The organism is Leifsonia sp. NPDC080035 (assembly GCF_040050925.1).
In the GTDB taxonomy this organism is placed as follows: domain Bacteria; phylum Actinomycetota; class Actinomycetes; order Actinomycetales; family Microbacteriaceae; genus Leifsonia.
This window is the reverse complement of sequence record NZ_CP157390.1, coordinates 1521307-1533997: the sequence shown is the minus strand read 5'-3', so window position 1 is coordinate 1533997 and position 12691 is coordinate 1521307. Positions and strand designations below refer to the sequence as shown.

Annotated in this window: 13 protein-coding genes; 6 read left to right on the top strand and 7 right to left on the bottom strand. The window is 68.5% G+C overall.

The annotated features are described in order from the left end of the window. Positions 1–23: 23 nt before the first annotated feature. The 4 genes from AAME72_RS07555 to AAME72_RS07540 form a co-directional block, all read right to left on the bottom strand. Positions 24–860, bottom strand: a complete 837-nt coding sequence (locus AAME72_RS07555; RefSeq protein WP_348789623.1) for a carbohydrate ABC transporter permease — start codon at positions 858–860, stop codon at positions 24–26. After that, complete coding sequence (locus AAME72_RS07550) at positions 860–1825, bottom strand: sugar ABC transporter permease (RefSeq protein ID WP_348789622.1); 966 nt, start codon at positions 1823–1825, stop codon at positions 860–862. Before AAME72_RS07550 ends, AAME72_RS07555 begins: the two co-directional genes overlap by 1 nt. Then, entirely contained in the window at positions 1825–3177 is a 1353-nt protein-coding gene (locus AAME72_RS07545; RefSeq protein WP_348789621.1) for an extracellular solute-binding protein, read from the bottom strand. Before AAME72_RS07545 ends, AAME72_RS07550 begins: the two co-directional genes overlap by 1 nt. A gap of 175 nt (positions 3178–3352) precedes the next feature. Continuing rightward, positions 3353–4600 (bottom strand): ROK family transcriptional regulator, encoded by a 1248-nt coding sequence (locus AAME72_RS07540; RefSeq protein ID WP_348789620.1) that lies wholly within the window; start codon positions 4598–4600, stop codon positions 3353–3355. Positions 4601–4705: 105 nt separating this feature from the next. Here AAME72_RS07540 and AAME72_RS07535 point away from each other — a divergent pair, with 105 nt between their 5' ends. Genes AAME72_RS07535 through AAME72_RS07525 form a run of 3 tightly spaced genes read left to right on the top strand, consistent with a single transcriptional unit; the run spans position 4706 to position 6236 of the window. Then, positions 4706–5407 carry a copper resistance CopC family protein gene (locus tag AAME72_RS07535; protein WP_348789619.1) on the top strand — a complete coding sequence of 234 codons (702 nt, stop codon included), beginning with the start codon at positions 4706–4708 and terminating at the stop codon, positions 5405–5407. Between the two features lie 20 nt (positions 5408–5427). After that, positions 5428–5559, top strand: a complete 132-nt coding sequence (locus tag AAME72_RS07530) for a hypothetical protein (RefSeq protein ID WP_348789618.1) — start codon at positions 5428–5430, stop codon at positions 5557–5559. A 32-nt stretch (positions 5560–5591) separates the two neighbouring features. After that, positions 5592–6236 (top strand): hypothetical protein, encoded by a 645-nt coding sequence (locus AAME72_RS07525; RefSeq protein WP_348789617.1) that lies wholly within the window; start codon positions 5592–5594, stop codon positions 6234–6236. An 11-nt stretch (positions 6237–6247) separates the two neighbouring features. On the opposite strand, the gene AAME72_RS07520 is transcribed toward AAME72_RS07525, so the two are convergent. Further along, a complete protein-coding gene (locus AAME72_RS07520) occupies positions 6248–6463 on the bottom strand; it encodes a hypothetical protein (RefSeq protein WP_348789616.1) in 216 nt (71 codons plus the stop codon). A gap of 120 nt (positions 6464–6583) precedes the next feature. Here AAME72_RS07520 and AAME72_RS07515 point away from each other — a divergent pair, with 120 nt between their 5' ends. Together AAME72_RS07515 and AAME72_RS07510 are read left to right on the top strand one after the other, a co-directional pair. After that, entirely contained in the window at positions 6584–7771 is a 1188-nt protein-coding gene (locus tag AAME72_RS07515) for a MarP family serine protease (protein ID WP_348789615.1), read from the top strand. 764 nt (positions 7772–8535) lie between these two features. Then, entirely contained in the window at positions 8536–8829 is a 294-nt protein-coding gene (locus tag AAME72_RS07510; RefSeq protein ID WP_348789614.1) for a DUF4190 domain-containing protein, read from the top strand. Positions 8830–9488: 659 nt separating this feature from the next. Here the strand turns inward: AAME72_RS07510 and AAME72_RS07505 are convergent. Continuing rightward, positions 9489–10106, bottom strand: a complete 618-nt coding sequence (locus tag AAME72_RS07505) for a cell wall-binding repeat-containing protein (RefSeq protein ID WP_348789613.1) — start codon at positions 10104–10106, stop codon at positions 9489–9491. Between the two features lie 275 nt (positions 10107–10381). Between AAME72_RS07505 and AAME72_RS07500 the strand changes: the two genes are divergently transcribed. Beyond that, positions 10382–11401 (top strand): NADPH:quinone reductase, encoded by a 1020-nt coding sequence (locus tag AAME72_RS07500; RefSeq protein WP_348789612.1) that lies wholly within the window; start codon positions 10382–10384, stop codon positions 11399–11401. On the opposite strand, the gene AAME72_RS07495 is transcribed toward AAME72_RS07500, so the two are convergent. Then, positions 11385–12623 (bottom strand): MFS transporter, encoded by a 1239-nt coding sequence (locus tag AAME72_RS07495; RefSeq protein WP_348789611.1) that lies wholly within the window; start codon positions 12621–12623, stop codon positions 11385–11387. The two genes, AAME72_RS07500 and AAME72_RS07495, sit on opposite strands and share 17 nt — an antisense overlap. Between the last annotated feature and the right edge of the window lie 68 nt (positions 12624–12691).

The window sequence follows — 12691 nt, the reverse complement described above, 5'->3', positions numbered from 1 at the left end:
TCCTTATATAAGAGGGGAGTGACTTATCCCTTGACGGCTCCGGCGAGCGCGGACGAACCGCCGAGCGCGCGGGAGACGATGACATAGAGGGCGATGACGGGGACGGAGTAGATCAGGGAGTACGCGGCGAGCTGCCCGTAGGCCACGGCGCCGTACTGTCCGAAGAACGTGAAGATGCTCACGGCCGCCGGCTGGTTCTCGGGGCTCAGCAGCAGCACGAACGGCACGAAGAAGTTGCCCCACGCCGCGACGAACACATAGATGAACACGACGGCGATGCCGGGGCGTACGAGCGGGACCACGACGGTCCAGAGCGTCTTCATGCTGGACGCGCCGTCAACCCACGCCGCCTCCTCCAGGGAGATGGGCACCGAGTCGACGAAGTTCTTTGTCATCCAGATCGCCATCGGCAGCGACGAGGCCGCCATGAACAGGATGGTGCCGCCCAGCGAGTCGATCAGGTTGAGCGAGACGAACAGGCTGTAGACCGGCACCATCATCGCCGTGATCGGCAGGCACGTCCCGAACAGGATCGCGTACAGGAACGGCCGGTTGAACCGGTTCCGGTAGCGCGACAGCGGGTAGGCCGCGAGGACGGCGACGATCACCGTGACGATCGCGCATCCCGCCGACAGCAGCAGGCTGTTCCACAGCGGCAGGAACGACAACTCCGGCGTGAGCACCTTCTGGAAGTTCTCCAGCGTCCACTGCTTCGGCCACGCGATGGAGAGCGTCGCACCGCCGTCGAACGAGGCGAGCACCACCCAGACCAGCGGCAGCACGAAGATCAGGCCGATGATCAGCAGCAGGATGTTCGCCGTCCACTTCAGGGCGACGCCGTTCGGCGATGACAGCTTCATCAGTCCACCTCCGTCTTGAGGGCCCGCACGTAGACGATCGCGAAGACCGCACCGACGAGCAGCAGGATGGTCGCGATCGCGGTGCCGTAGCCCAGCTCGGAGAACTTGAAGGCCTCCTGGTAGGCGAGCACCGGCAGGGTCATGCTCTTGTTGCCGGGGCCGCCGCCGGTCATCACGTAGATGAGCGTGAACACCGACAGCGTCTGCAGCGTGATGAGCATCAGGTTCGTGGAGATGCTGCGGCGGATCATCGGCAGTGTCACCAGGAAGAACCGCTTCACGCCGTTCGCCCCGTCCACCTCGGCCGCCTCGGTGATCTCCGGCGGCACCTCCTGCAGCGCCGCCGAGTAGACGAGCATCGAGAAGGCCGCTCCGCGCCAGGTGTTGGCGAGGATGATCGAGAGCATCGGGAAGGCGAACAGCCACGATGGGCCGGTGATCCCGAACAGCGCGAGCAGCGCGTTCAGGGTGCCGTGCTGGCTGAAGAAGGCGTAGGAGGCGAACGCCGCCACGATCTCCGGCAGCACCCAGGCGCCGACGACGAAGGTGGAGACGAGAGCGCCGACCCACCGGCTGCCGCTGCGCATGAGCAGGGCGAGCACCATCCCGACCACGTTCTGGCCGATGACGGCGGAGCCGATGAGGAACACGAGCGTCAGCCAGACCGAGACAGGGAAGTCCGGGCTCTTGAACAGGTCGATGTAGTTCTGCAGCCCCACCCACTGGCTCGACGCCGCTGCCGAGCCGGTCAGCGACATGTCGGTGAACGAGCCGTAGAAGGAGGAGAGGATCGGCCCGAGCAGGAACACGACGAGCAGGCCGATGGCGGGGATCAGGGGGACGGACCGGACGAGGGATCGCCGGGCGTGTGCGCGCGAACGTGCCTTGTCCCGCCGGCGCGGCGGCCGGGCCGAGGTGGCCCGGCCGCGCGCGTCTGCGGTGACGGCGTCGATGGTGGAGGTCACTACTCGGACTCCGTCTTGTCCTTACCGACGATCCCGACGACCGTGTCGTCGTAGGTCTTGGCGGCATCGGACGGCGAGGCCTGGCCGGTCATGACGGACTCCATCGCGACCTGGATGCCGTTGGAGATCTTCGGGTAGTCGGGCGTCGCCGGGCGGAACTTGGTGACGGCGACCAGCGAGGAGAAGAACTCCGAGGTGGGGTTGGAGTTCTTGTACTTCGGGTCGTCCGCGACGTCCTTGCGCACCGGGATTCCGGCGGTGTTGATGTTGTACTCGAGCGAGCGCTCCTTGTCGGTGAGGAAGGTGATGAACTTCCACGCCGTGTCCTTCGCCTTGCTCTTGGCGCCCATCGAGAAGGTCCAGCCACCGGAGAGGCTGATCGTGCCCGGGTCCTGGCCATCCTTGGTCGGCATGGCCGCGGTGCCCATCACCTTGTCCCAGTCGGCCCAGGGGGTGGCGCCGGTGGGCAGCCAGGCGTTGGACGCCCACGATCCGTCGAGGTTGATCGCCAGCTTGCCCTGCGGCACCAGCTGGTTGTTGATCGTGTTCTGGTAATTGGTGTCACTGGTGACCTCGAGGCTCGGGCCGAGTCCGCCCTGGTAGACCTCCTTGATCACGTCGAGGGAGTCGGTGAACGCCTTCGACCCGGTGATCCACTTGCCGTTGGAGTCGTCGTAGAGGCCCTTCTCGCTGGCCCCGTACATCAGCATCTCGAAGCCCTGCATGGAGCTGGCCTCACCGGCCGCCTTGCCCGAGAAGATGTTGAGCGGGATCACGCCGGGCACCGCCGCCTTGATCTTCTTCGCGGCGCTGATCACCTCGTCCCACGACTTCGGCTGCCACGGCGTCGCGATGCCGGCCTTCTCGAAGATCTGCTTGTTGTACCAGAGGCCGCGGGTGTCGGTGCCGGTCGGGATGCCGTAGACCTTCCCGTCGTCGCCCTTGCCTGCGTCCTTGGCGTTGTCGAAGAAGTTCGACCAGTCGGACCACTTGGAGACGTACGAGTCGAGCGGCGCGAGGTATCCGGCCTGCGCGTCCGCGCGGATGAGGAAGGTGTCCTCCGACATGACGTCGGGGGCCGTGGTGGCCGCCCGGTTCATGAGCGAGAGCTTGGTGTAGTAGTCGTTCTCGGCGGCCTTGATCGGCACGAGCGTGACCTTGGTGCCGGGGTTCGCCTTCTCGAAGTCCGTCTTGGCCTTCGTCATGAAGTTGGCCATGATGTCCGACCCGAAGTCCTGGAAGGCGACCTTGATGGACTTGCCGTCGCCACCGCCGGAAGAGGACGAACATCCGGCCAGCGCGACGAGTGATGCGGCGGCCGCTACGGCGACCAGGACCCTGCTTCGCTTCATCGATGCTCCTTTGCATTGATGTCCGTGGCTCTCAGTGCCCCCGGACCCTTCGTAATTTATAAATCAATTTGATTTACGGCGCAATGCTTGTCAGGACATTTTCTTCATGTCCCTCGCTCGGGGCACACCGGATCGACCGGCTGATCGCGTCCGGCACCGGCCTTCGCTCAGCGCGTCAGCGCAGGCCGACGCGCGGCGAGAACGTCCCGTCCAGCACGAGCGCGGCGGCGCCGACCGCAGCGACGTCCTCGCCGACGGCGCTCGACTCGATGCGCACGGGATGCGTCAGGATCTCCATGTCGATCTCGGCCATCCGCCGGGGCAGCAGGTCGAGGTATCGCCGTTCCACCCGGGCCCACGACGGGCCGCCGTAGACGACGCGGTCGAGGTCGAGCAGCGCGGACAGGTTCGAGATGTAGAAGGCCGAGTTGCGGATGCTGCGGTCGACGATCGCCCGCGCCCGCTCGTCCCCGGCGTCCGCGGCCGCGGTCAGCCGGGTGAACAGCGCATCCACCGTCTCCACGTCCAGGTGCACGTCCTCGCCGTCGGGGACCACCACACCCTCCGGCGCCGTCACGACACCGGACCAGAGACCCTGCATCACCAGCCGGTACGGTCGCACCGACTCGCCGTAGCAGCCGCGTCTGCCGCACGTGCACAGCGCTCCGCCCGGGTCGACGAGCACGTGGCCGACGTCGCCGGCGTTGTCGGTCGAGCCGGTGTAGACCTCGCCGCCGAGCACGAACCCGACGCCGACACCGGTGCCGTAGTAGACGAACGCGTAATCCCTGGATGCCCCTGCCGGGTCGTGCCAGCGCTCTGCCACCGCCGCGCACGTCACGTCCTTCGCCACCAGCGCGGGCAGGCCGGTCGCCGCGGCGAGCTCATCGCGGAGGTGGAAGTCGTTCCAGCCGGGGATGAGCGGCGGCCGCACGACCACCCCGGTGTCCGCGTCGATGGGACCGGGGGCCGCGACCCCGACGCCGATCACCCGTTCGGCGTCCACGCCGGGCGTCGCGAGGACCTCGTGGATGGCGTCCAGGGTCGCCGCGAGCGTCGTCACCGCGTCGCCGTCGGGCGGGGACGGCCGGTGGACGTGGGCGACGATGCCGCCCTCCAGGTCGAGCAGGACACACGCGATGACGGTCGGGTCGAGGTGCACCCCGACCGCGTACGCTCCCGCCGGGTCCAGCCGGAGGATGGTGCGCGGCTTGCCCGGGCTGCCCTCGCTCTGCTTGCCTGCCTCGCGGATGAGCCCCTGGCGGAGCAGGCGCCTGGTCACGTTCGTGACCGTCTGAGCCGAGAGGCCCGTGCCCGCCGCGAGTTCGACGCGGCTGAGACCGTCCGTCGACCGGCGCACGGCGTCGAGCACCACCGTCTCATTGAACGCCGCGATCGCGGGGAGATTCGCTCCTCTGGGCATGCGACCTCCCTTCGGCGCTCGATGTCCCTCGTACAATACATACCGCCTGGGCTGCCTCTGCCGCGTGCACAGGCGGCGACCAGTGCACTCGCGTAGGGTTCGAGCATGAGCCGCCGCCTCCTCTCCGCAGCCGCCGGCCTCGCCGCGGCCATCGCTGTGATCCTCGTCCCGGCCACCGCGGCCTCCGCGCACGACTACCTCGTGTCCAGCGACCCGGCGGCGGACTCCACCGTGCAGTCCCCGCTGGACACCGTGGCACTCACGTTCAACGACCGTGTCCTCGACCTCGGCGGCAACGGCAGCGGCACGCTGCTGACGGTGACAGGGCCGGACGGCGCGGGTACGCACTACGAGACGGGCTGCCCCTCGATCGCCGATGCGGTCGTCTCCGCCCCCGTCGCGCTCGGCGCCGCCGGGCAGTACACCGTCGCCTACCAGGTCGTCTCGGCCGACGGCCACACCGTGTCGAACTCGTACGGCTTCCGCTACGCCCCGCCCGCGGGCACGACGGCGGCGGCCGGCTCGGCCTCCTCGCCGTGCGGGGCAGCGGCGACCACTCCCGCGGCCACGCCGGAGCCGACGGTCACCGCCCAGGCCGGAGCCACACCCGGACCTGCGGCGACGGTCTCCACCCCGCAGCCGACCAAGGCGGCGGACTCGGGCAACATGGGCCTGGTCATCGGCATCGCCGTCGCGATCGTGGTCATCGCCATCGCCGGTGTGCTCATCGTCGTGCTGACGGCGCGCCGCAAGCCGCCGGCAGGCGATGCCGCGCCGGACGACGAGGACGCCTCGCCCCGCGAGTGACCCCGGCGTATGGTGCCCGCATGAGCGACGACAAGGAACAGCCGATCCCGGATTGGCAGATGGATCCGGACATCGTGCCGGAGACGCTCCCCGTACCGGAGACGCACGAGGGCGACGACGACACGGACGGCGAGGACGGCGACCGCCGCTAGCGTCCATCCGAATCCGGATACAGTGGGCGGTCATGACGCATCGCTCGCGAGCTCTCACCGCTGCAGCGTCGGCCTGCGGCATCGTGGCCGCGCTGGTGCTCTCCGCCCTGTTGGGGCTGGGTTTCGTGAACGACCGCCTGCCGAGAGGTTCGTTCATCTGGCTCGGTCCGGTCACAGACGTCGTCTGGCTCGTCGGCGTCTGGGGCGTGGTCGTGACCGGCGGGGCCGCTATCGCGCTCGCGCTCCTCGCACGGGCCTCGCGAAGCCGGCCGGCACCCTGGGTGCGCGCCAGAGTCCTCGTCTCGCTGTCCGCGATCGGAGCGTTCGGGCTGCTGGTGACGCTGGCGGGGCTGTCCGCGGCGGCCGTCCTCCCCGGCGGTGAGAAGGTCGCCGTTGCGACCCCGGAGGGCACGCCCGCCGTCGTCATCGTGACGACGGACGCGCTCGTGCTCAACACATCCACGACCGCATCGCAGGTCGACGGGATCGTCGCGACGCCGATCCCCGGTGTCGATGGTCGGCACGCCGGGGCCATCAATGCCCACTACCGCTGGCCGGAGCGCCCGGAGACCCGGTGGAACGATCCGTTCCTCAGCATCGTCGACGGCACTGCGAAGGAGCTGACGCTCGAACTCGTCGACGGCTCCTGGCGATGGCCGGCCGGCGAGCGCCCCTGACCGGCCGGAGCTCAGTCGGGCGCACCTCCCGAGACCGTGTCCTGCTCGGTTTCCGCGTTGTGGTGCTCCTGCAGTGACGGCTCCTCGCCGTCGCTGTCGTCGTCCTCCCGATCCGGGTCCTGTCCGTCCGGCTCCTGGCCGTGCTCAGGGTCGTGCGCCGTGAGGTCGGCGCTCGTCATCTCCCGCTCGCCAGGGTCGAGGTCGCCGCGCTCCGTCGGATCGGTCATGTCTCCTCCTCATGTGGTCGGGCCACGAACGGTAGCCCCCGAGGGATACGGAGGCAAGCGCCAGAGGATGCTCACCGTCACCCCAGGCTGCCCCCAGAAAGGTGGGGCATCGTTGGGCGCGTGGAGATCGTTGTCGACGTCGTGCTGCTCGTGCTCGCCGTCCTCGCGATCGCGGCGGGCTGGAGCAACGGGGCGATCCGCGCCGCCGGCTCGCTCGTCGGTCTCGGCCTGGGTCTCGCGATCGGCCTGATGCTCGCGCCGGTCGTCGTCGACTGGATGGCCGGCTCGGGTCTCACCGGCGTCACGCAGCGCTCCGTCGTCGCCGCCATCGTCATCCTCGTCTGCGCCGGTATCGTCTACGCGATCGCCGCCGCGCTGGCCTCGCTGCTCGGAAAGGTGCTCCGGCACGGCCCGATCCGCTGGCTGGACTCGCTCGTCGGCGCCGTTCTCGGGCTCGTGACCTGGGCCGTCGTCGTGTGGCTGGTCGCCGGGTTCGCGATGGCGACCAGCCTCGCGACCGTCGTGCAAGCGGCGAACTCGTCGCGCGTCGTCTCCACCCTGAACACCATCGCGCCGATGCCGTCCTCCACTGTGCTCGGCGCGGTCGACGACGCGCTCGCCGGCGCCGGCCTGCCGAAGGTCTTCGAGGGCGGGGAGCCGATCACGCCGATCGAGGCACCGGACCGCTCGGTGCCGTCGGCGGTCGCCAAGGCGCAGGACTCGGTGGTCACCGTGCTCGCCGCCAAGCCGGCCTGCGGCGTGGACTCCGAGGGCAGTGGCTGGGTGGTCCAGCGCGGACGTGTTGTCACCAATGCGCACGTCGTCGCCGGCGCATCCTCCATCGTCGTCCGGAGCGCGGACGGCACCGGCGTCGACCGAGCCACCCTCGTCGCCTTCGATCCGGAGCGCGACCTCGCCGTGCTCGACGTCACCGACCTGAGCGCGCAGCCGCTGCGGATCGGGGAGGATCTCGCCGCAGGCGACCAGGCGTACGCGGCGGGCTACCCCGGCGACGGACCGTTCACCATCACGCCGCAGCGCGTCCGTGGCGAGCTCACCGCACGCGGCACCGACATCTACCAGAGCGGGATCGTCGAGCGGCAGATCTACTCGCTGCGCGGCAGCATCCGCCCCGGCAACTCCGGTGGCCCACTGCTCGACACCGCGGGCGACGTCGCCGGCGTCGTGTTCGCCCGGTCCACCTCGGACGCGGACACCGGCTACGCGCTCACGCTCGACGAGCTCCGTCCCGTGCTGAACTCGGTCGGCTCGGCCCCGATCAGTTCCGGCGCCTGCTCCGCGGGCTGAGCGCCGCACGGTCGCTGACCGCGCGCGGACCCTACTCGCTCAGCGGAAACCGTATGGTCCGACTGTGGTCGATGGACCGATACGGGACAGAGTAGGGCACGATCACTACTCCGTCCTGATAGAGACTTTCCACCCTCGACCTGTACTCGCCCGCCTCTTCCAAGCTCGCGAAGACACCGATCACCGGCTCATCCGTGTCCATCGAATCCTGCATGACGATCCACACCATGGTCAGCCGCCTGCGACGCCGCCACCGCATACTCGTTGCCTCACCCGCCTATGCGTTTCACGTTCGCTCGATCCACCCTCGAACGCTCGGCTGCCGTCCTAGCAGCACGTTCGGGTTGCGAGACGTGCTCGCGCGCCGACCTCGTCGCTGACCCGCCGCGCCACGCATCCCGCTTTCATAGTCCATCCTCGCTTGATCGTTTCCGAGTTTGGATAGGGCCAGGTGAACGCGACGAATTGGGCCTTCCTCATGCCCGTTCGGTTAGGTCTTGTGAAGTCACTATCCGATCGTGTTGTCGTTCGCCGAGTCGCTCTGGCCGACGACAAATTCGACGCCTTCACCGCCGACGACGCCGCGGTTCCGAGCTTTGCGGCCTGATAGCCGAACGTCAAGCTCCATTCGCTACGAGGCCTGGAAAGCGAGCCCGCCCCCGATCGCAAGACATGCCCGCTTGTCGCGATCATTTCGCATGTGACATTCTGTGTTTATCATTGTTCTGAACCTAACAATTGCAGAGCCAGCCTCAGGGGGATCGATGACCCGTCACGCGTCGAAGGCCGACGGTGCCACTGCATCGGCTGCATCCGATGCAGCTGCTTCACCGCACAGACGACGCGTTAGCGCAATGGCGATCGCGGGATTCATTCTCGCCTTCTTGTTTCCGTTGGCAGGAATCGTCGTGTCGATCGTCTCGTGGGCTCACATGAAGAAGTCGACACTGAAGGGCAAGTCGCTTGCGGTCTGGGGAACAGCCATCAGTGCCCTCTCGCTAGCGTTGAGCGCTACCTCGATAACCATGGCGCTGATTGCGTTCAGTCCGTCATCCTGATCCAAATCTGCCATGCGCCGATCGGCCAATGCGTGGAGCCCTTGGCCCCGAAGCAGTCGCAGGGTCATTCCCTGCCCGTTGGGGTACGTTCGGGCGAGCACGTCGCGTGGTGAACCACGAGCGGATCCACTGAGCCGCAGGACAGCCCAAGAATCCATCCGCCGTCCCCGAGGTTGCTACATTGCGAGAAGCTGACTTGGGTCCAATCTGGCTGGTTCGAGAAGCGGGCCGTTGATGCGGACACTTGGAGTTTCGAGCCAGAGAACGACACCTCGATCCACCACTCGTTCACCCGACGCCAACGCGCATCGCCCGTGTACCCCGCATCGGTAGTCCGCACTAGGCACGGATATTGTCGCCCTGCAAATTGACCTTTCGATGTCCGCCCCTGAGGGAAGCCAGACACGTAGGCCAATCCTCCGGGCTGGAGTCTCAGCCTCATCGCCTGGCCCTCAGGCGTGACGCTACCCTCTACGGAAACATCGTATGCGCTCGCCGTCCATTCAATTGGAGACGAGAACACTTCAGGAGTGGAGTTGCTGTCCGTGCATCCGACCAGCATTAACGCGATCGCTGCGAGAAACGCACCACCTGCGGTCTTCAAAGGCTGCCAGCGCATCGTTTCCGCCGATGAGTCCGGGGTGACCGGATAACGCGTCTTAGGGGGCACATTTCGACCTCTTTCCAGTGATGATTGTCGCTCCATCTGGATAGGTGAGTATGAAGCTCAGGAATTGGGCACGAGTAGGGCCAGCCCCCGCCGACAACGCATCAGCCCACCCCTCCCCCGAGGTCACATACGCCGTCGGAGTAGTCCCGAAGGCGTAGTCCGCGATCGCCCGCGACGTCGCATACCGGTCCGCGCCCGCCATCCGCACCACGCTCGACGCCGACTTCGACGTCGTAAACGCCGACAACTCCTTCGCCACACTCACCGAGACCGCACCCGTCCCACCAGCGACCACAATCGTCGCCGGACGCAGCCGCGACAGCTGCGTCTTCACCGCCGCCGACAACGAACCCGGCGCCGTCAACAACAACGGACCACCCTGCGCCACCGCCGCCGGCGCCGCAGACAACGCATCCGGGAAGTCCGCCCCCGACGCGACCCACACCGTCGGCGTCGGATCGAACCTCGCCGCGATCGCGGCACTCGTCGCATAACGATCAGCACCAGAAATCCGATCGGCCGATGCCGCCTGCGCCACAGGCGCGACCACGACCGCGGTTGCGAGCAGAAGCAGCGCAGCGACAAGACCAGAGAGAACTCGCTGCATAACAGTGGGCATCTGCTCACCCAACCGAGTGCCGCACCCCTCTGTGGCCCGCCGACCATCACGATCGGTGTTCACTGGGACGACTCGCATGGTGGAGGAGAGAGGCGACACCGTCGTCTACGTGGAACGACCGTCCCTCTCAGCGCGTCCGAGCGGCACGCTCAGCAGTCCCGCCGCCATCGCTTCCGGAGTTCTTACCGCTTCCCACCGGTGTGTCGCGTGAAGAACTCCGGAACGGATGGCGAGAGACCGGTGGCGCGTGGTTGGCTGGAGCCATGAAGGCTGTGAGCTACGCCGCGACCGGCGATTCGGATGTCCTCGTCCTCGGCGAGCGCGAGGAGCCGCACGCCGGACCCGGCGAAGTGCGCGTGCGCATCCACGTTTCCGCGGTGAACCCGACCGACTGGAAGTCGCGCCGTGGCAGCGGCCCGGCCGAGCTGCCGCGTCCGCAGGTGCCGAACCAGGACGGCGCCGGCGTCGTCGACGAGGTCGGCGACGGCGTGACCGGGTTGCGCGTCGGCGACCGCGTCTGGGTCTGGGATGCCGCCTTCCAGCGCCCCGACGGCACCGCCCAGGAGCTCGTGGTGCTGCCGGAGCGCCAGGCGGTCGCCTTGCCGGACGCCGTAAGCTTCGACGTCGGCGCCTCCCTCGGCATCCCCGCACTCACCGCCCATCGCGCACTGACCTCGTACGAGCACGCGCCCGCCGAACTGGGCGAGGGCTCCCTCGACGGCAGGACCGTGCTGGTCGCCGGCGGCGCGGGTGCGGTGGGCCACGCGGCCATCCAGCTCGCCGTCTGGGCGGGCGCGACGGTGATCGCCACCGTCAGCAGCCACGAGAAGGCCGAGCTCGCGCGCGCGGCCGGTGCGCACCACGTCGTCAACTACACCGATCCCGACACCGCCGAGGCGATCGGCGCGCTCGCCCCTCGCGGGGTGGATGTCATCGTCGAGGTGAACGTCGGCGCGAATGCCGAGCTGGATGCGAAGGTCGCCGCGCGCGGCGCGACCATTGCGAGCTACGCCGATGCGCCCGGCGTCACCGAGGTCGTGGTGCCGATCCGCCCGAGCATGCAGAAGAACCTGCGCTGGCAGTTCGTGCTCACCTACACCGTGACTCCGGAGCAGAAGGACGCGGCGGTGCGGGCCGTGTCCGCCGCCGTCGCCGCAGGCGCCCTGCCGGTCGGCGAGGAGCACGGCCTCCCGCTCACGCGCTTTCCGCTCGCCGAGACCGCCGCCGCCCACGACGCCGTCGAGGGCGGCATCGTGGGGAAGGTGCTCATCGACGTCGCTTGACCAGCTGCACGGCGAGCGCCACCGCCGATGCGGCCGCGATCGCGACCACGTAACCGAGCGCGGTCGGCAGGAGACCGATCGTCGCGATCAGCTCGCCCGCGGCGAGCGCGGGCACGCCGTACGCCAGGTAGCTGACGAGGAAGATCGCCGCGAACAGCTCGGCGCGCTGGTCGTTCGGCGCGAGCGGCGCGAGGATGCGCAGCATCGCCGAGAACCCGGCGCCGAAGCCGCCGCCCGCGACGACCGCACCCGCGAACAGGAGTGGCAGCGACTCGGCCACGATGCCGACCCCGGCGATGCCGACGCCGACGATGATCGCCGCCATCGCCCAGATGGTGGTCGTCCGGGCGGCGGCCCTGGTCAGCACGAGGCCGGCGGCGGCGCCGACGGCCGGGGGTACCGCGACGATGGCGCCGTTCAGCAGCCCGGAGTCGAGGTGGAAGAGCCCGTGCACGATCGAGGGTGAGAGCCCGATGAACAGCCCCGCCAGCATCCACGTCGCCACGAACAGCGGGATGGCCGCCGCGAACTCCGAGCGTGCCGCCCGGGGAATCAGCAGGCGCGGGATCAGGGAGCGCACCGCTCCCGGCCGCGCTCGCACCGTCTCCGGCGACGCCAGGACGACGAGGATGCCTGCCACGAACAGCAGCGCGAGGGTGGCGAACACGAGCGTCGTCGGCTGGGCGGTGAACTGCACGGCGAGGCCGGTGAAGAATGCACCGAGCGCGATGCCGCCGACGGGCGCCGTGCTGCCGATGGTCGCGCCGAGCTTCTTCTGCCGCTCCGGGGCCAGCTCCACCAGCGCCGCCGTGAACGTGCTCATCGCCGCGCCCGTCGCCACGCCCTGCACCGAGCGGGCGCCGATGATCCAGCCGATGTCCGTCGCGAACAGGAACATCAGCATCGCGACGACCTGCAGCGCGAGCGCGCCGATCAGCACCGGGCGGCGCCCGATGTGGTCCGAGAGCGACCCGGCGACCAGCAGCGTGATGAGCAGCGTGACCGCGTAGATCGCGAAGGCGAGCGTCAGCAGCCAGGACGGGAAGCCCCACTCCTGCTGGTAGAGCACGAAGAGCGGGCTCGGCGCCCCGACGGCGAGCGCCACCGCGACGAACGCGAGGGCGGTGCCGGTGAACGCCGCGGCCGGACGCAGCCGGCGAGGCCGCGAGAGGCGGACGGCGGGCACGGACCCCGTCACGCGGGTCTGCTCGGCTGTAGACATTTCGGGCCTCCTAAAGCAAATATGATTGCTTTAACGGACTATAGGGCGACTCCCACCGAAAAGCAACA